This window comes from Actinomadura sediminis (assembly GCF_042675525.1).
Classification (GTDB): Bacteria; Actinomycetota; Actinomycetes; order Streptosporangiales; family Streptosporangiaceae; genus Spirillospora; species Spirillospora sediminis.
This window is the reverse complement of sequence record NZ_JBHTJA010000029.1, coordinates 1-18,253: the sequence shown is the minus strand read 5'-3', so window position 1 is coordinate 18,253 and position 18,253 is coordinate 1. Positions and strand designations below refer to the sequence as shown.

The 18,253-nt window shown below is 73.8% G+C and carries 12 protein-coding genes and 1 pseudogene; 3 read left to right on the top strand and 10 right to left on the bottom strand.

Going from position 1 to position 18,253, the window contains the following annotated elements:
- Positions 1–146: 146 nt before the first annotated feature.
- Both ACFQ11_RS16525 and ACFQ11_RS16520 read left to right on the top strand, forming a co-directional pair.
- The gene (locus ACFQ11_RS16525) at positions 147–3,596 is read left to right on the top strand and encodes a bifunctional glycosyltransferase/CDP-glycerol:glycerophosphate glycerophosphotransferase (protein WP_378299371.1); all 3,450 of its coding nucleotides are present in this window, start codon (positions 147–149) and stop codon (positions 3,594–3,596) included.
- A gap of 20 nt (positions 3,597–3,616) precedes the next feature.
- Positions 3,617–7,201: a bifunctional glycosyltransferase/CDP-glycerol:glycerophosphate glycerophosphotransferase gene (locus ACFQ11_RS16520; protein ID WP_378299369.1), complete on the top strand. Its 3,585-nt coding sequence runs from the start codon at positions 3,617–3,619 to the stop codon at positions 7,199–7,201.
- 21 nt (positions 7,202–7,222) lie between these two features.
- Here the strand turns inward: ACFQ11_RS16520 and ACFQ11_RS16515 are convergent, their stop codons facing one another.
- From ACFQ11_RS16515 to ACFQ11_RS16490, 6 genes are all read right to left on the bottom strand, one after another.
- Complete coding sequence (locus ACFQ11_RS16515) at positions 7,223–7,924, bottom strand: class I SAM-dependent methyltransferase (protein ID WP_378299367.1); 702 nt, start codon at positions 7,922–7,924, stop codon at positions 7,223–7,225.
- Positions 7,925–8,009: 85 nt separating this feature from the next.
- Positions 8,010–9,068: an SRPBCC family protein gene (locus tag ACFQ11_RS16510; RefSeq protein WP_378299365.1), complete on the bottom strand. Its 1,059-nt coding sequence runs from the start codon at positions 9,066–9,068 to the stop codon at positions 8,010–8,012.
- 100 nt (positions 9,069–9,168) lie between these two features.
- Positions 9,169–10,026: an FAD binding domain-containing protein gene (locus ACFQ11_RS16505; RefSeq protein WP_378299363.1), complete on the bottom strand. Its 858-nt coding sequence runs from the start codon at positions 10,024–10,026 to the stop codon at positions 9,169–9,171.
- Complete coding sequence (locus ACFQ11_RS16500) at positions 10,023–12,389, bottom strand: xanthine dehydrogenase family protein molybdopterin-binding subunit (protein ID WP_378299361.1); 2,367 nt, start codon at positions 12,387–12,389, stop codon at positions 10,023–10,025. The genes ACFQ11_RS16505 and ACFQ11_RS16500 overlap by 4 nt, the downstream gene beginning before the upstream one ends.
- Entirely contained in the window at positions 12,386–12,877 is a 492-nt protein-coding gene (locus ACFQ11_RS16495) for a (2Fe-2S)-binding protein (protein ID WP_378299359.1), read from the bottom strand. Before ACFQ11_RS16495 ends, ACFQ11_RS16500 begins: the two co-directional genes overlap by 4 nt.
- A gap of 217 nt (positions 12,878–13,094) precedes the next feature.
- Positions 13,095–14,189 carry a CHAP domain-containing protein gene (locus ACFQ11_RS16490; RefSeq protein ID WP_378299356.1) on the bottom strand — a complete coding sequence of 365 codons (1,095 nt, stop codon included), beginning with the start codon at positions 14,187–14,189 and terminating at the stop codon, positions 13,095–13,097.
- 366 nt (positions 14,190–14,555) lie between these two features.
- On the opposite strand from ACFQ11_RS16490, the gene ACFQ11_RS16485 reads away from it, so the two are divergent.
- The gene (locus ACFQ11_RS16485; RefSeq protein WP_378299354.1) at positions 14,556–14,957 is read left to right on the top strand and encodes a cupin domain-containing protein; all 402 of its coding nucleotides are present in this window, start codon (positions 14,556–14,558) and stop codon (positions 14,955–14,957) included.
- Between the two features lie 13 nt (positions 14,958–14,970).
- Here the strand turns inward: ACFQ11_RS16485 and ACFQ11_RS16480 are convergent, their stop codons facing one another.
- The 4 genes and pseudogenes from ACFQ11_RS16480 to ACFQ11_RS16465 all read right to left on the bottom strand — a co-directional run.
- Positions 14,971–15,669 carry a TetR/AcrR family transcriptional regulator gene (locus ACFQ11_RS16480; protein ID WP_378299352.1) on the bottom strand — a complete coding sequence of 233 codons (699 nt, stop codon included), beginning with the start codon at positions 15,667–15,669 and terminating at the stop codon, positions 14,971–14,973.
- A gap of 84 nt (positions 15,670–15,753) precedes the next feature.
- Positions 15,754–17,130, bottom strand: coding sequence for a dicarboxylate/amino acid:cation symporter (locus ACFQ11_RS16475; protein ID WP_378299350.1), 1,377 nt, complete (start codon positions 17,128–17,130; stop codon positions 15,754–15,756).
- 212 nt (positions 17,131–17,342) lie between these two features.
- Positions 17,343–17,582 carry a hypothetical protein gene (locus tag ACFQ11_RS16470; protein WP_378299348.1) on the bottom strand — a complete coding sequence of 80 codons (240 nt, stop codon included), beginning with the start codon at positions 17,580–17,582 and terminating at the stop codon, positions 17,343–17,345.
- Positions 17,575–18,253: pseudogene (locus ACFQ11_RS16465) on the bottom strand (hypothetical protein); the annotation flags it as partial. The pseudogene ACFQ11_RS16465 and the gene ACFQ11_RS16470, both read right to left, overlap by 8 nt.

Genomic DNA, 18,253 nt, shown 5'->3' with positions numbered 1-18,253 from the left:
TCAAGGACGGGTCGGTTCGGGTCAAGTCTGCGTCAGGTGACGGCCTTGTGATGGCGATGCGTGTTCGGTTCGTCGCACGTCGTCACCATCCTCGGTGAGGCGAGGTTTCCCGCTGGCTGCCCCGCGCATCCCGACCTGGAGGCCGCATGTCCCCGAAGCTGAGCGTCGTCGTCCCGTTCCACAACACCGAGGAATACCTGCGGGAGTGCCTGGAGTCGCTGGCCGGGCAGTCGTTCCGCGACCTCGAAGTGATCATGGTGGACGACGGGTCGACCGACAACGGAGCCGTGATCGCCAAGGAGATGTGCGAGCGGGACGGACGGTTCCGGCTGGTCGCGCGCGACCACGGGGGCCCGGGGCCCGCGCGGAACGCGGGCGTCCGGCAGGCGAAGGGGAAGTACCTCGCGTTCGCCGACGCGGACGACGTCGTCGCGCCGGACGCGTACATGCGGCTGGTCGGTGCGCTCGAGCGGACCGGTTCGGACCTCGCCTGCGGGAACGTCGAGCGGACGGACGGGGAACGCACCTGGCAGTCGGTGCTGCACGCCGGGGTGTTCGCGGAGCGGAAACTGTCGACGCACGTGTCCGCGCAGCCGCTTCTGATCCGCGACCGGACGCCGTGGAACAAGGTGTACCGGCGCGGGTTCTGGGACGACGCCGCCCTGGAGTTCCCCGAGGGGTTCTACGAGGATCCGCCCGTGACGGTCCGGGCGCACGCCCTGGCCAAGACCGTCGACGTGCTGCCGGACACCGTCTACCTGTGGCGCAAGCGGCAGGGCTCCATCACCGAGGACCGTTACGACTGGGACAACATCTCCCAGCGGATGCGGTCGGCGAGGGCGCTGCGGGACGGTCTCGCCTCCTACGCGCCGCAGCTCCTGAACGCCTATGACGAGCACGCCCTGATCGACGTCGAGCTGCGGGTGCTGCTGGAGGCGCTGCCGAAGACGGACGACGAGCACCGTGCGGAACTCGTCGAGATGGGCGGGGAGCTGGCCGGGCGGATCGCGCCGAAGGTGCTGAGGCGGCTCCCGGCGATGTCGCGGCTCCAGCTCCACCTGCTGGCGCACCGGATGCTGCCGGAGCTGGAGGAGGTGCTCCAGTTCGTCGCGCTCGGCCGGCACAACGACGCGCCGCGGGTGCGGCGCGGGCTGCGGCACCGGTGGTACGCCGAGTACCCGTTCTTCGAGGACGACGAGCGGGGCCTGCCCGCGCACCTGTACGACGTGACCGACGAGCTGACGCCCGTCGCGGCGATCGACCGCGCGACCTGGGTGGACGGCCGGCTGCGCCTGGAGGGGCACGCGTTCATCCGGCACCTGGACTCCGCGACCGTGGACGACTCGCGGATCCGGCTGTGGCTGCTCGCCGCGAACCGGCGCGGGCTGCTGAAGGTCCCGGTCCGGCGGGTGCGCCGCCCGGACGTGACGGCCCGGTCGCGGCAGTCGGAGGTGTCCTACGACTGGTCCGGGTTCGTCGCGGAGATCGAGCCGTCGGCGCTGCGGATCTTCGGCCGGTGGCGCGACGTCGACTGGATCCCGTGCGTGGAGATCGTCAGCCGGGGGGTGCGGCGGCGCCGCACGTTCGGGAACCCGGTCCAGACGCCGCGGCTGTGGCCGGACGACCTGGAGTGCGTGCCCGGCGTGCGGGTGCAGGGCGTCGCGGGCCGGCACCGGTTCGTCGTCCAGGTGCGGCGGACGCCCGCGGCGATCACCGGGTGCCGTGCCGCGGACGGGGAGCTGGTGCTGGACGGGTGGAGCCACGAGCCGTTCGGGGACGACGTGCGGGTCACCGCGACCGCGAAGGGCACCCGGGAGACGGTGACGGGCGTGCTGGACGTCGGCCGGGACGGCCGCGGGTTCCGCGCGCGGCTGCCGCTCGCCGAGCTGGCCGGGCGTCCGGGCGACTGGGACGTCGCGCTGCCGGGGGGCGCCCGGCCGCACGTCACCCGGCAGGCGGCGGGCGCGGCGTTCGGGGTGCCGGGCGGCGAGCTGGAGATCGCCCGGACGCGGCGGAGCGCGCTGCGGATCGTCGTCCGGGAGCCGGTGCCGGTGGTCGAGCGGGTCGCGTGGGCGCCCGACGGCGTCGTGACCCTGCACGGCGTGTGCCCCGACCCGTCCGGGCGGGCGGGCGCCCTGCTGCTGCGGCGGAGGCGGTCGAGCGAGGAGCACCGGGTGCCGCTGCGCTGGGAGGACGGCCGGTTCACCGCGTCGTTCGCGCCGTCCCGGATGCCGCTGCTGGGCCTGTCGCGCCCGCTGGTGCCGGGACGCTGGGACGTCCTCGTGGAGACCGGCGACGGCGAGCGGGCCGTGGTCGTCCGCCGGCACGCCCTGCGCGACCTGCCCGACCCGCACGAGACGGGCCTGCACCGGGTGACCGTCCGCGCGTACAAGACCGACCGGCTGCAGTTCCGCGTGGAGACGGCGCTCGACGAGGACGAGCGCGGCGAGTACGCGCAGCGGCGGATGCGGTCCGGGCACTACCGCCGCCACCTGAACCTGCCCGCGCGCGAGCTCGCCGTGTTCGACGCCTACCGGGGACGCCAGTACTCCTGCAATCCGCGCGGCATCTACGACGAGCTGCGCCGCCGGGGCACCGACGTCGAGTGCGTGTGGGTCACGTCCAACGGCCAGTTCGGGCGGCCCCCGGGTGCACGCGTCGTCCTGTCCGGCACACGGGAGTACTACGAGGCGCTGGCGCGCGCGCGTTACGTCTTCGGGAACTGGTCGCAGCAGCCGTGGTTCGTCAAGCGTGAGGACCAGACGTACGTGCAGTGCTGGCACGGCACGCCGCTGAAGAAACTGGGCTACGACGTCAAGGAGATGCCTTTCAAGCGCACCGAGGGCGTCAACTGGATGGAGCACGACGTCCAGCATTGGGATCTGCTCCTGTCGCAGAACGCGTTCTCCGTGCCGCTGTTCCGGCGCGCGTTCGGGTACGACGGGGAGGTCCTGGAGAGCGGCTATCCGCGCAACGACATCCTGAACTCCGCGCACCGGGACGACATCGCGGCGGCCGTCCGGCGCCGGCTCGGCATCCCGAAGGGCAAGCGCGTCGTCCTGTACGCGCCGACCTGGCGGGACGACTTCCATCTCGCCATCGGCAAGCGCGCGTTCCGCCTGGAGTTCGACGTGGAGCGTTTCCGGCGGGCCCTCGGCCGCGACCACGTCCTGCTGCTGCGCACCCACTACCTGGTGACGGACCGCCCGAAGTGGACGCCCGGCGACTGCGTCCTGGACGTCTCGGTGTACCCGGACATCTCCGAGCTGTACCTGATCAGCGACGTTCTCGTCACCGACTACTCGTCGTCCATGTTCGACTTCGCCGTCACCGGCCGCCCGATGGCGTTCTTCACCTACGACCTGGAGCGGTACCGCGACCACGTGCGCGGCTTCTACTTCGACTTCGAGGCGGAGGCCCCCGGCCCGCTGCTGGCGACCGCGCAGGACGTCGTGGACGCCCTCGGCGAGCCGGACGCGCTCGACGCCGGGTACCGGGCCGCGCGCGCCGCGTTCGCCGCCCGGTACTGCCCGCACGACGACGGCCGCGCCGCCTCCCGTGTCCTCGACCGGGTCCTCTGCAACCCCGCCCACTGAACCACCGACCGGGAGCATTTGTGTCCCCCAAGACCAACCTCGCAACCAGCCCGAACACCGGCGGCGAGAGCGCCGCGAAGAACGGCGGGGACGTCGCGCTCAGCGTCGTCGTGCCGTTCAGGGACGTCGGCGGGTTCCTCGCCGAGTGCCTGGAGTCGATCGCCGGGCAGACGTTCCGCGACCTGCAGGTCGTCATGGTCGACGACGGCTCGGCGGACGGCGGCGCGGCGATCGCCGCGGACTTCGCCGCCCGGGACGACCGGTTCGTCCTGGTGCGGGGCGAGGGGGAGGGCCCGGGGCCCGCGCGCAACCTCGGCGCGGGGCACGCGACCGGACGGTACCTGGCGTTCGTCGACGGCGACGACGCGCTCCCGCCGTACGCGTACGAGCTGCTGGTCGGGTCGCTGGAGTCGTCCGGGTCCGACATCGCGGGCGGGAACCTGCAGCGGCTCGACGGCGAGCGCGTGGAGCCGTCCGCCCCGCACGCGGAGGCGTACGCGGAGACGGTCCGGGCGACGCACGTCACGCGGCGGCTCTCCCTGCTGCAGGACCGGACGATCGGCAACAAGGTGTTCCGGCGGTCGTTCTGGGATGCGAACAAGTTCCAGTTCCCGCCGAACCTGTTCGAGGACCTGCCGCTCGCGATGGCGACGCACGCGCTCGCGTCCGCCGTGGACGTCCTCGACCCGACCGTGTACTTCTGGCGGCGCCGCCCCGGCTCGCTCACCGACCGCCCGACCGACCCGGCGCTGCTCAACGACCGGCACGCGTCCCTCGACATCGTGCAGCAGCTCTTCTCCGAGCACGCGCCCGGCCTGCTGCCCGCGTTCCACGCGCAGGTCCTCGACGTCGACATGCACGTGTTCGTCCGGGCGCTGCGCGCCGTGCCGGCCCAGGAGCGGGAGCGGCTCGTCGAGCTGGGCGCGCGGATCGTGGAGGAGGCCGGCCCGGCGGCCGCCGAGGGCCTGACGGCGATCCGCCGCCTCGAACTGCACCTGCTGCGCGAGCGGATGCCGCGCGAACTGCTGGAGGTGCTCGAGTTCCAGGACGGCGGCCTCGCGGACGTCCCGGTCGAGGCGCGCGGCAGGTTCCGGCCCCGCTGGTACGCGCGGTACCCGTTCTTCGGCGACGCGGACCGCGCGGTCCCCGACGACGTGTACGACGTCACCGACGAGTTCGAGCTGCGCGCGGACATCGACCGGGTCTCGTGGGACGGCGACACGCTGATCGTCGAGGGCTGGGCGCACTTCGACCGGCTGGAGGTGTCGGACGTCCGCGACTCCCGGATCCGGGTGTGGATGCGCAACGTGAAGACCGGGCGGGAGGTGGGGCTCCCGGTCGAGCGGGTGCGGCGCCCGGAGGCGACCGCGCGGTCCGGGCAGTCGCGGGTGTGCGTCGACTGGTCGGGGTTCGCGGTGCGGATCGAGCCCGAGTACCTGCTGGACGGCGACGAGTGGCGCTCGGGCACCTGGGAGCTGTTCGCGGAGGTCGCGACGGCGGGCCGCCGGGCCGTGCAGCGCCTCGACGCGGTCGAGCCGGCGGTGCGCTGGACGGCGGCGCGGCAGGTCGACGAACTGGTCGCGGTGCAGCCCGCGGGGGACGACGGCGGGTTCGTCGTGCACGTGAAACGGTCCAAGGCGGTCGTGACCGAGTACCGGCGGTCCGGGGACACGCTGCTGCTCGCCGGCTGGACGAAGCGGGCGCTCGGGACGAACGCGTCCGTCGTCGCGTTCCGCCGGCACGGCGGCGCGGAGGTCCGCGGCGAGGTGACGCTGCGCCCGGCGGCCGTCCTGCAGACCGTCGAGGGCACCGGGTTCGGGTTCACGGCGACGCTGCCGCTCGCCGACCTGATGCCCGCCGACGCGCCCGGCCGCCCGTACCGGGCGCACCTGCGCGACGTCCTGGACTGGGACGTGCGGCTGACGGGGGAGGGCGGCCCGCTGCGCCTCACCGTCGCGCCCGCGCTCACCGAGGCCAGGTTCCTGTGGCGGGGACGCGAGTACGTCCTCACCCGGACGTCCTTCGGGAACCTGCGGGGCATCGAGCGGACGCCGCGCCCGGTCGTCACCGCGGCCCGCTGGGACGGGTCGGGGCACCTGACGCTCGCCGGCGAGTTCGTCGACCCGCAGGACCCGCCCGCGCACCTCCTCGTCCGCCGCCCGGAGACCGGCGAGACGCACCGGGTGCCGGTGACCTGGGACGGGAGCCGGTTCGTCGCGTCGTTCACGCCCGCCGAGACGGCCGCGTTCGGCCGCGACGTCCCGCTCGCCGCCGGGACGTGGGAGGTGGTCGCGCCGACCCGCGCCGGGGACGTCGCCGTCGTCGCCGAACGCTCCGCCGTCCCGTCCCTGCCCGGGTGGCACACCGTCGGCGGGCGGGAGTTCGAGGTCGGCGTGGACCAGACGGACGCGCTGCGCCTGCGCACCCGGCCCGCGCTCGCCGACGACGAGCGCGGCGGCTACGCGCAGCGCGTGCTGCGGTCCCGCGACTACCCCGTCTACCTGCGCAGCCCGCTGGCGGACGTCGCCGTGTTCGACGGCTACGCGGGTTCGGCGTACAGCTGCAACCCGCGGGCGATCTTCGAGGAGCTGACGCGGCGGCGGCCGGAGACGGAATGCGTGTGGGTGTCGCGCGACGGTCAGTTCACGGTCGACGGCGAAGCCCGGATCGTCCAGTACGGCAGCCGTGAGCATTACCGGCTGCTCGCCCGCGCGCGGTACATCGTCACGAACTACGGCATGCCCCGCTGGTTCACGAAACGTCCCGGGCAGACGTACCTGCAGACGTGGCACGGCACCCCGTTCAAGCGTCTCGGGTACGACCTGACGGAGATGCCGTACCAGCGCACGGAGAAGCACGACTGGATGGAGCACGAGGTCCCGCACTGGGACTTCCTCCTGTCACCCAGCCCCTACGCCACGCAGATCATGCGGCGCGCGTTCCGGTACGGGGGCGAGATCCTCGAAACGGGGTTCCCGCGCAACGACATCCTCAGCTCGCCGGACACCGACGCCCTCGGTACGCACGTCCGTAAGGAACTGGGCATCCCCGAGGGCAAGAAGGTCGTCCTTTACGCCCCGACGTGGCGCGACGACCAGAGTTACACGCGCGGTCGCCGCGGCTTCCGCATGGAACTCGACGTCGAAACCATGCGCAAAGTCCTCGGCGACGACCACGTCCTCCTGGTGCGCACGCACCACCTCGTGACCGACCGGCACCTGCCGCCGTCCGACGACTTCGTCATGGACGTCTCCGGCTACCCCGACATCACCGACCTCTACATGGCCGCCGACGTCCTCGTCACCGACTACTCGTCCGCCGCGTTCGACTTCGCCGTCCTCGGCCGCCCCATGGTGTTCTACGCCTACGACCTGGAGCGGTACCGCGACCACGTGCGCGGCTTCTACCTCGACCTCGAGGCCGAGGCGCCGGGCCCCGTCGTCGCCCGGACGATCGACGTCGCCGAGGCCGTCCGCGCCGCGCCCGAGTCCGAAGCCGACCACGCCGACGCCTACGACCGGTTCTTCGTCACCTACTGCCCGCACGACGACGGCGGCGCCACCGGCCGCGTCCTCGACCGGGTCTTCACCGGCCTGCGGAGCTGACCCGCCGGGCCCGCCGCCGGGTCACCCCGGGCGGCGGGCCCGCGCGAACAGCCACGTCCCCGGCCACGACCGCACCGGCAGCCGCCGCTCCACCGCCGCCGAGAGCCGCAGCGCCCCGTTGACCGCGGGAGGCAGCGGCGCGAGGTCGTCCCGGCGGGTCATCCGGTGCCGCAGCAGCCGCGGCACCGGCCGCACCAGCACGCCCCGGCTCCACACCCGCTCCACCAGCAGCCCGGCGCCCTCCAGCAGTTCCACCAGCGCGCGCCGCCCGTACCGCCGGACCCGCCCGTCCGCGACGTCCCGCGCCGACCAGAGCGCCATGTCCGCCGCCGCCGACACCAGCGCCGTCCCGCCCGGCCGCAGGACGCGCGCGAGCTCGGCCGCCGCCCGCCCGTCGTCCTCGATGAACTCCAGGACGTCCAGCGCCAGCGCGAGGTCGAACCCCTCTCCGGGGAGTTGCAGGTAACGCGCGTCCCCCACGTACGCTTCGACGCCGTGCGCGCGCGCCACCGCCACGGCGTCCGGGTCCAGGTCGATCGCCGTGGCGTGCCATCCGTGTTCGGCGAGCAGCCGCGCCGCCGCCCCTGCCCCGGCGCCGACGTCCACCGCCGCGCCGGGCGCGCTGAACCGCAGCAACTCACCGGTCAGGACCGCGCGCCGCTCCCGGAACCACCAGTTCCCGTCCTCGAGGCCCGCGATCCGCTGAAGCTCGATCGTGTCCACGGGACCACCCGACGGCATCGCACCGCCCGTGATCCACCCGCGCCGCCGTCCCCGTACGGATCGTTGGCGCGGTCTTGACCGGCGCTCAGCCCCGGCGCCGCCGGGCGAGGAACCGGACGAGGAACAGCAGCACGACCAGCGCCCCGACCGCCGGGACGGCCCGCTTGACCAGCGACGGCCCGGCCACCTCGAGCAGGTCGATGGCGTCGTCGCCGGACCGGCCCGCCGCCCGCGGCTCCGGCCGCGTCGCCTCGCCGTCCGTCCCGTCCGGCGGCGGCGACGGCACCGCCGTCACCGGCCGTGCGACCTCCGCCCCGGCCTCCGCGCCCTCCACCGGCTCGGTCTCGGCGGCCGTCTGGGCGTTCGCGGCGGCCTGGGCGTTGGCGGCGGCCTGAAGGTCGGCAAGTGCGTCGGGTGCGGCGGGTGCCTCGGTGTTCGCGGTCGCCTTGGGCTCGGTTTCGGCGGGCGTCTGGGTGTTGGCGGTGGCCTGGGTGTTGGCGGCGGCTTGGACGTCGGCGGGTGCGTCGGGTGCGCCGGGTGCCTCGGTGTTCGCGGTCGTCTCGGGCTCGGTTTCGGCGGGCTTCCCGGCGTTGGCGGCGGCTTGGGCGTTGGCGGCGGCCTGAGGGTCGGCGGGCGCCTCGGTCTCGGTGGCCGTCTGGGTGTTCGCGGTGCCCGAGGGGGACGCCGGTTCGGCCGGGGCGGGGGATTCGAGCTCGGCGGCGAGGTTCTTGGCGAAGCGGTTGATGATCTTGGTGCCGACCTCGGCGAGGATGTTGCGGCCGAACTGGGCGGGGCGGCCCGTCACGTTGAGTTCGGTGCGGACGGCGACGTGCGTCGTGCCGCCGGCTTCCCGCAGGGTGGCGCGCACGGTGGCGGCGGCCGTCCCGGACCCGCGCGCCTCCTTGGCGGACGCCTCCAGCGTGACCTCGCGGGACGCCTCGTCCGCGGCGACGACCCGCACCGTGCCCCGGTAGGTGATGGTCATCGCGCCGACCCGCACCCTCATCCGGCCGCGGTACTCGTCGCCGTCGACCGCGTCGAGGGTGGCGCCCGGCATGCACGGGGCGATGCGCTCCACGTCGAGCAGCACCGGCCAGGCCTGATCCACCGGCACGGGCACGCTGAACTCGTGGTCGAGCTCCATAGACAATCGTCCTTATCGTCCGGAGATGTACCGGTGACCTTACGACCGTGCCCCGGCCGCCCGCCAGTCGGGGCGGCCGGGGCGCGGCGGCGCGCGGAGCTCACCCGGCGGCGGCCGCCGCGAGCGCGCGGGCGGTCAGGACGCGCGCCAGGTGCGACCGGTACTCCGCCGAGCCGTGCAGGTCGCCGGGCGGGTCGATGCCCTCGGCGGCCGGTTCGGCCGCCGCGCGGAACGCGTCCGCCGAGGCGGCGCGGCCCGCGACGGCGCGCTCGACGGCGGACGCGCGCACGGGCACCGGGCCCACGTTCGTGAGCGCGACGCGGGCGTCCTCGATCGCGCCGTTCGCGCGCCGTACGGCGCACGCCACGCCGACGATCGCCCACGCCTGGGCCGTCCGGTGGAACTTCTCGTAGTGGACCCCCCAGCCGTCGCCGAGCTTGGGCACCCGGACGCCCGTGAGCAGCTCGTCCGGTTCCAGCGCGGACGTCATCCAGTCGACGAAGAACTCGGCCGCGGGGATCTCCCGCTCGCCGCGGGACGACCGGGCGAGCAGCACCGCGTCGAGGGCGAGCGCGACGGCGGGGAGGTCGCCGGCCGGGTCGGCGTGCGCGAGCGAGCCGCCGAGCGTGCCGCGGTGGCGGACGGCCGGGTCCGCGACGGTCTCGGTGGCCCGGACGAGCAGCGGTGCGTGCGCGCGCACCAGCGGGTCCCGGATCACCTGGTGGTGGGTGGCCATCGCGCCGATGACCAGGGCGTCGCCGTCGTCGCGGATCTCCCGCAGGACGTCGATGCGGTCGAGGTCGATCAGCGTCTCGGGGAACGCGAGCCGCATCCGCAGCAGCGGCATGAGGCTCTGCCCGCCGGCGAGGACCTTGGCGTCCTCCCCGGCGTCGGCGAGCGCCGCGACGGCGTCGCCGACCGTGGCCGGACGGGTGTGGCCGAACGTCGCGGGGATCATCGGGCGCCTCCCTCGGCCGCGCGCAGCGCGCGCCAGACCCGTTCGGGCGTGCACGGCATCGGGACGTCCGACACGCCGAACGGGCGCAGCGCGTCCACGATCGCGTTGACGACCGCCGGGGTGGACGCGATCGTGCCGGCCTCGCCGACGCCCTTCACCCCGAGCGGGTTGGACGTCGCGGGCGTCTCGGTGCGGTCGGTGACGAACTCGGGCAGATCGGCGGCCGAGGGGATGAGGTAGTCGGCCATCGTGGTGGTCGTCAGGTTGCCGTCGGCGTCGTAGACGGCCTCCTCGTAGAGGGCCTGCGCGATGCCCTGCGCGAGCCCGCCGTGCACCTGCCCCTCGACGATCAGCGGGTTCACGACCTTCCCGACGTCGTCCACCGCCACGTACTTGCGGATCTTCACCATCCCGGTCTCGGTGTCGACCTCGGCGGCGCACAGGTGCGTGCCGTGCGGGAACGAGAAGTTGTCCGGGTCGAACGTCGCGTCGGAGTCGAGGGACGGCTCGACGCCGTCCGGCAGGTCGTGCGCGGCGAACGCGGCCGTCGCGACCTCCTGGATCGTGACGCCGGCGTCGGGGACGCCCCGCACGCCGAACCGTCCGGCGGTGAACTCCAGGTCGTCCTCCGCGGCCTCGAGGACGTGCGCCGCGACCTTCCGCGCCTTCTCGACGACCTTGTCGCACGCCGAGTACAGCGCGACCCCGCCGACGGCGAGCGACCGCGAACCGTAGGTGTCCATGCCCTTCGGCGAGACGGCCGTGTCGCCGTGCAGCACCCGCACGTCCTCGAAGGGGACGCCGAGCCGGTCCGCGGCGATCTGCGCCCACGCCGTCTCGTGCCCCTGCCCGTGCGCGGACGACCCGGTGACGACCTCGACCTTCCCGGACGGCAGCACCCGCACCGACGCGTGCTCCCAGCCGCCCGCGCCGTACGACAGGGACCCGAGGACGCGCGACGGCGCGAGCCCGCACATCTCGGTGAACGTCGACACGCCGATGCCGAGCCGCACGGGATCGCGGCGGTCGCGGCGGTCGGCCTGCTCGGCGCGCAGTTTGTCGTACTCCAGGAGCCGCAGCGCCTGCTCGGTCGCGGCCTCGTAGTTCCCGCTGTCGTAGGTGAGGCCCGCGATCGTGTCGTACGGGAACTCCTCGTGGGAGATCCAGTTGCGGCGCCGCACCTCGATCGGGTCGAGGTCCAGTTCGGCGGCGAGTTCGTCCATCAGCCGCTCGATCGCGTACGTCGCCTCCGGGCGTCCCGCGCCCCGGTAGGCGTCCGTGGGGGTCTTGGTGGTGAAAACGCCCGTGCAGGTGAACGAGTACGCGTCCATCTTGTAGATGCCGTTGAACATGAACGCGCCGAGCAGCGGGATGCCGGGCGTGACCAGCATCAGGTAGGCGCCCATGTCGGCCAGCAGGTCCACCTTCAGGCCGCGGATCCGGCCGTCCGCCTCGGCGGCGAGGGTGAGCCGCTGGATCTGGTCGCGGCCGTGGTGGACGGTCATGTTGCCCTCGCTGCGCGACTCGGTCCACTTCACCGGACGGCCGAGCCGCCGCGCCAGCAGCAGCGCGAGCACCTCCTCGCCGTACACCTGGAGCTTCGAGCCGAACCCGCCGCCGACGTCCGGCGCCACCACCCGCAGGCGGTGCTCGGGGACGCCGGTGACGGTCGCGAGCATCAGCCGCAGGATGTGCGGGATCTGCGTCGCCGAGTACAGCGTGAACTCGTCGCCTTCCGGGACGCACACCACCGACCGCGGCTCCATCGCCGTCGGGATCAGCCGCTGCTGCACGTACCGGCGTTCCAGGACGACCGGGGCGTCCCGCATCGCCGCGTCCAGGTCGCCGTTCTCGAACACCCACGTGTACGACTCGTTCGTCCCGAGGTCGGCGTGCACGAGGTCGGCGCCGTCCGCGACGGCCGCCTCCATGTCGACGACGGCCGGGAGCGGCGCGTAGTCGACGTCGATCTCCTCCAGGGCGTCCACGGCCGCGGCCCAATCCCGGGCCACCACGCACGCCACCGGCTCGCCGACGTACCGGACCTCCCGGACGGCCATCGGCGGGTGCTCGGGGTGCCGCATGTCCTCGGTGACGACCCACGCGCACGGCAGCGAGCCCTGCTCGTCCGCGAGGTCGGCGCCGGAGAACGCCGCCACGACGTTCGGCGCGCGCTCCGCCGCCGTGACGTCCACCCGCTCGATCCGCGCGTGCGCGTGCGGGCTGCGCAGGAACGCCACGTGCAGGGTGCCGGCGGGCGCGATGTTGTCGGTCCAGCGCGTCCGGCCGGTGACCAGCCGCGCGTCCTCCGACCTGCGGCGCGCGGACCCGATCTCGGCGTGCCGGTCGTCGGTGGCGGTCATGACGCCGCCTCCGGCTCCCGCGCCGGACGCCGCATGTCGGCGGCCGCGCGCCGCACCGAGCGCACGATGTTCTGGTAGCCGGTGCAGCGGCACAGGTTCCCTTCGAGCCCCTCCCGGATCTCGTCGTCCGAAGGGTCGGGGTTCTCCCGCAGCAGGTCGAGCGCCGCCATGATCATGCCGGGGGTGCAGTAGCCGCACTGGAGCCCGTGCTCCTCGTGGAACGCGCGCTGCAGCGGGTGCGGGCCGCCCGCGCCCAGCCCCTCGATCGTCGTCACGTCGCGGCCGTCCGCCTGGACGGCGAGCACGGAGCAGCTCTTCACGCTCAGCCCGTCCATCAGGACGGTGCACGCTCCGCAGTTGGTGGTGTCACAGCCGACCGGGGTCCCGACCTTCCCCAGCCGTTCGCGCAGATAGTGGACGAGCAGGAGGCGCGGTTCGACGTCGTCCTCGTACGTCGCCCCATCGACCTCGACACGGATACGTGGCATGCGTTCTCCCAGGGACGTCTCGGGGTGGACTCGGGTGAGCGAGACGTCCCCGGGAGGGGCGCGCTGCCGGTTCGACCACGCCATCGGGGCCTCCGTGGAAGGCGACCCACCGAACGTATGTCGATGTTGAAATTTGGACTAGACCCGATTTTCCCGATATCCGGCCATGGTCGGGCGGGTCTTCCGGTCCGGCGCGCCGGACCCGCGGGCCGCCGCGTCAGGTCGGCCAGGCGAACGCCTTCGCGCTGCCCGCGGTGATCCGGCCGGCCGCCGTCCCGTACTGGATCACCTGGAACCGCACCCGGAAGCCGTCGCCGACCGTGTCCGCGGGCAGCGAGTACAGCAGGAACGTGTCGCCGTCGCTCGCCGTGTACTCGGCGATCGGGCCGCCGTCCCGGCGGCCGCCCGCCTCCTCGACCTCGACCGTGCGGGCCTGGATCTCGGTGCCCTTCGGCAGGCCCTCGATGCGGACGTTCGCGGTCAGCGCGTAGCGGCACGCGCCGACGAGGAGGGAGGAGCCGCCCCTGTCCCAGTGGTGGTGCTCCGCGTCCGCGTACTCCTCCCCCCACTCGACGGTGACCCACGTGTTCGGGGGGAGTTCCTGCGGGGTGCTCACCCCGACGCTCACGTAATCCGGCATGTCGTCTACCTCCTCGTATGCAGGCCGGCCGTACCCGGCGATCACTCCCGAGCCGCGCACGCGCCGCTTGCACGCGTCGCCGGTGTTGCCCTCGATCGTCTGGACCCGCCCGCCGCCGAGCACCCGCTCGACGACGCCGACGTGGTCGATCGCGCCGATCGTGTTCGACTCGCCCCAGTCGAAGAACACGATGTCGCCCGGCTTGGCGGCGTTGACCCGCGCGGTCGTCCCGCTGTGCCAGCTACCGATCTTCTGGAAGTCGGCGGCGTGCCAGGGCGTGTACGCGCGGTCCCCGGCGGGCAGCACCGCCTCGGCCGTCCCGCTGTGCCGCGCCCAGTAGGTGACCGCCATGTCGCACCACGGCGCCGACAGGAACGCGTCGCCGTGCCGGGACGCGTACTCGCGCGTGATCGCGTTCGGCCGTCCCGACATCCCGAGGGACTTGCGGGCCTCGGCGAGGATCGCCTGCGCGCCCGACGGCGCCGCGGCCGCCGCCATGGGGGCGGTGGCCGCGGCCAGGCGGTAGATCCCGTCGGCCTCCGGCTCGCCGTACAGCCGCGCGAGGACCTGTTCCTCGTCCGGTTCGGTCGGATTGTGGACGCCCCAGTGGACGTCCACCTTGTCCATATGCGCCGCTTCGGCGGCGTCCGTCTTCTCGTTCTCGGGGGTCATGTTCCTCCTGCGACGTGCTGCCCCTGCGATCCGGCCCCCGCGCCGCGTGGGCGACGTACGACAGACGGTAACGGGCGTTCGTCCCGTCCATCAGGGTTTTCGCGGGAAACCACATGACTGCACCTCTGCGGGGAGTCTGTACTGACCTGGGGGAACGACGCGCGTTCAGCGCGGTGTGATCGACTTGACAGCGGACGGTCACTGCGTGTTCGCTGGACCACATGCCAGCGCGCATCTCTCTCGACGGCCCCGTGGCGCTCCGCCGCGTGGCCAGCGCGCTGTGTCCTTCGTGTCGCCGCTGATCTTCGTTCATGCCCGGGGCCGTCGCCCCGGAACCGGCCCATCACACGAAGGACCCTTTCGGACATGGTTCCCGACCTCACCATGCGCGGCCAGGACGACCCGCACGGCCGCGCCGTCATCGCCGGTCCCCCGACGATCGGGCGGCTCGCCGCCCGCGTCCGCGCGCTCGCCGCGCGTCCCGCCGGCTGGTGGCGGCTGATCGTCTTCGACGACGGCGGCCCCGTCCGCGTCCCCCTCGGTGACGGCGAGGGCGTCCCGCTCTGGCTCACCACCTGGCCGCCCGGTCACGGCGCCACCGTCGACGCCCGCGTCAGCACCCTCATCGCGGGCGAACTCGCCGAGGTCCTGATCACCCCGGACGGCGTCACCGAACGCCCCCTGCGCGCCAACCGCGTCCGCGTCCACGCGGCCCCCCGCGCCTTCACCAACCCGGGCCCGGCCTACGCCGTCAGCCTTCACGGGTGACCGGCCGGGTCTGTCAGCGCTCCCCGGCCAGGTAGGGGGCGGCGGCCTCGCGCCCCAGGAGCGGCAGCACGGCGAAGTACGTCAGGGACGGTAGGAGCGACCGCAGGTCGGGGGAGTCGTCGGTTTCGATCCTGACGCGGACGGCGCTCACGACGCCGCCGACGACCGCGTCGGCCACCGCGTCCGGAACCCGCGGGAGCCCCGGCGCCGTGAAGAACGCGCGGAAGCGGGCGAGGTCGTCGAGCCGGGCGAGGCGGACGTCCGGGCCCGCGGCGTTCGCCTCGATGAGGGCCGCGCGGGCGAAGCGCGGCTCGCGGGTCAGGAGGGCCAGCATCGTGCGCAGCGCCGCGTGGACGCCGTCCGGCCAGGACGGCGCGGCCTCGTAGGCGTCCCACATGCGGCGGTGCAGGATGTCCATGCCGCGCCGGTACGCGGCGAGGAAGCACGCGTCGAGGCCGTCGAAATGCTCGTAGAAGGTCTTCTTCGTGACCCCGGCGGCGCCCGCGACGCCGCTGATCGTGGTCTGCGGGCAGCCGCGCTCCGACACGACCTCGACGAACGCGTCGATGAGGCGTTCGCGCTGGATGCCGGCGACGGCCTCGGGGGAGAGGCCGTGCCGCCCGGGCTTGATCGCGCGGCCCGGGTCGAGGGCCGAACGCGAGCCGGGCAGCACGTCCGCGCCGCCGTCCGCGCCGCCGGTCCGTCCGGTCATGGCCCCTCCGGTCACTTGCCGTTGGGGCCAGGTTACTCCGCGTCCCCGGAGCGGGCCGCGGCCGCTCCGGGGACGACGGGCGCCTCAGGCGGGCAGGGGCGCCGCCGCGCGGTCCCGCTCGCGGTCCTGCTCGGTGTCCTCCCCGGACGCGTCGCCGGTCACGTCGCCGGACGGGTCGTCGGACGCGTCGTCGGACGGGGGCGCGTCCAGCGGGCGGCTGCGCCCGTTGAACACCTCGTCGTCCAGGATCCCCTCGGAGCGGGCGACCAGGACGGGGACGGCGAGCTGGCCGGTGACGTTCGTCGCGGTACGGCCCATGTCGATGACCTTGTCGATCGCGATGAGGTAGCCGACGGCCTCCAGCGGCAGGCCCACGGTGGTCAGCGTCAGGGTGAGCGCGACCAGCGCCGGGCCCGGGGTGCCGCCGGTGCCGATCTGCCCGATGACGGCGGCGAGCGCGATCAGCGCGTACTCGCCGATGCCGAGCTGCACGCCGGTGTACTGGGCGACGAACACCGCGGCGATCGCCGGGTAGATCGCGCCGCAGCCGTCGAACTTGATCGTCGCGCCGAGCGGCTGCGCGAAGCTCGCGTACTCGGGCTGGACGCCGTTGCGTTCGACCGACACCCGCTGCGCGATCGGCAGCGTCGCGAGGGACGACGACGACACGAACCCGAACTGGATCGCGGGCCACGAGTTGCGGTAGAAGCGCAGCGGGCTGACGCGCCCGAACGCGCGCAGCAGCACCGGGTATCCGACGAGCAGCATCAGCCCGAGGCCCAGGTAGATCGCGCCGGTGAACTTCGCGAGCGGCGCGAGGGACGTCGGGCCGTAGGTCGCGACGACCGCGGCGATCAGGAAGAACGACCCGATCGGGGTCAGCCGCACGACCCACCACACGGCCTTCTGCATGACCGCGTACAGGTCGTCGATGAGGCTCGTGAGCCGCTCGCCGCGCTCGCCGATCGCGACCAGCGCGGCGCCGAACAGGACGGCGAACGTCACGACGCCCAGCACGTTGCCGTCCGCCATCGTCTGCACGATGTTGGACGGGAACAGGTTCTGCAGGATCTGCGTCCACGTGACCGGGTCGGTCTCGGTGGCCTCGCCCGCGAGGTCGCCCAGGCCCCGGCCGGGCTTGATCAGCAGCGCGACGGTGAGGCCGATCGCGGTGGCGATCGCGGACGTGACGACGAACCAGCCGAGCGTCTTGCCGGTCAGCCGGGCGACGCTGCCGACGCCGCGCAGCCGCCCCACGCTCACCACGATCGCGGCGAACACGAGCGGGATGACGACGACCTTCAGCAGGCTGACGTAGACGTCGCCGAAGGGTTCGAGCCAGTCCTCGGCGGTGGCCGCGCCGCCGCCGAAGTTGTTGATCAGGGCGCCGACGACGGCGCCGAGCACGAGCGACAGCACGATCTGCTGCCAGAACTGCCATTTCCAGACACGGAAGGTCACGAGAGGTTCTCCAGGACGCCGGGCGGCACGGATCGGCCGGGCGGGGTTCGGGGGTGTGGCTGCCGGACTGTCAGCGGCTACACAGCACGGCGGCCAGGCGGCACAGGTCGATGTGCAGCCGGGCCACGAGCAGGACGCTCTTCACGGAGAACCTCACGGGCCGATCAACGCCGGTGCGTTCGGGGATCTTCCCGGCGAACCGGTGATGTACGTCACCGGCGGGGCAAATCCCGGTCACGATCGCGGCGGCGGCCCCGCGTCGCGACCCGCACGGCGCCGACCAGGCCCAGGCCGATCAGGACGAGCGGGACGACCGCGACCGGGTTCAGCAGCCGGTCCGCGGTGACCCCCTCGGCGAGGAACAGCCCGGCCAGCGCGAGGAAGAACAGCCCGGTGACCGGCCCGCCCGGGTCGAAACGGCGCGCCCCCGCGCGGTCGTCGTGCTCAGCCACGGTCCACGTCCACGTCCACGTCGCCGATCTTCCCGCGCAGCCGCAGCTCGATGACCGGCGGGTTCCCGCCGGCGGACTCGGGTTCGACGACGCGCTCGACGCGGGCGTTCGGGCCGCTCGTCGTGCGGCCGTCGATGCGCAGGTCGCCGAGCATCAGCCGGGCGTCCAGCACGACGCGGGCGTTCTTCGGGACGGTGACGGCGAGACCGCCGACCACGACCTCCGCCCGGACGACGATCCGCCGCCCGGCGCGCAGCGGCAGCGCGGTGAGGTCGAGCGTGCCCTGCCCGACGGTGACGCGGTACTCCTGGCCGGTGCCCGGGTCGGTGGTCGGCCGCCAGGTCACCTCGCGGTACTTCATCGAGTCGGGGGCCTCCGCGGCGACGGACGACGTGACGAGCGCGAGCGACAGCACGGTCCCGGCGGTCGCGAGCCCGCGCGTCCGGAACCAGCCGCCGAGCACGAGCCCGAGTCCGATCACGGCCAGCGCCGTGGCCATCACGATCATCCACGAGTCCGGTGCCGGGTACTCCCGCGCGGCGGGGATCGTCGCGGCCCCGGCGGCGGCCGCGCACAGCAGCGTGACCGGGGTGAGCGGCGATCTCCGCCGCCGGACGGCCGGCGCCGGGGCGGGCCCGGCCGGTGCGGGCGCCGCCGGTGCGGGCGCCCCG

Excerpts from the sequence above, each read along its gene's own strand:
- ACFQ11_RS16525 (WP_378299371.1), top strand. The coding sequence starts at position 147 with ATGTCCCCGAAGCTGAGCGTCGTCGTCCCGTTCCACAACACCGAGGAA.
- ACFQ11_RS16510 (WP_378299365.1), bottom strand. The coding sequence starts at position 9,068 with ATGGAGCTCGACCACGAGTTCAGCGTGCCCGTGCCGGTGGATCAGGCC.
- ACFQ11_RS16505 (WP_378299363.1), bottom strand. The coding sequence starts at position 10,026 with ATGATCCCCGCGACGTTCGGCCACACCCGTCCGGCCACGGTCGGCGAC.
- ACFQ11_RS16500 (WP_378299361.1), bottom strand. The coding sequence starts at position 12,389 with ATGACCGCCACCGACGACCGGCACGCCGAGATCGGGTCCGCGCGCCGC.
- ACFQ11_RS16495 (WP_378299359.1), bottom strand. The coding sequence starts at position 12,877 with ATGCCACGTATCCGTGTCGAGGTCGATGGGGCGACGTACGAGGACGAC.
- ACFQ11_RS16490 (WP_378299356.1), bottom strand. The coding sequence starts at position 14,189 with ATGACCCCCGAGAACGAGAAGACGGACGCCGCCGAAGCGGCGCATATG.
- ACFQ11_RS16485 (WP_378299354.1), top strand. The coding sequence starts at position 14,556 with ATGGTTCCCGACCTCACCATGCGCGGCCAGGACGACCCGCACGGCCGC.
- ACFQ11_RS16480 (WP_378299352.1), bottom strand. The coding sequence starts at position 15,669 with ATGACCGGACGGACCGGCGGCGCGGACGGCGGCGCGGACGTGCTGCCC.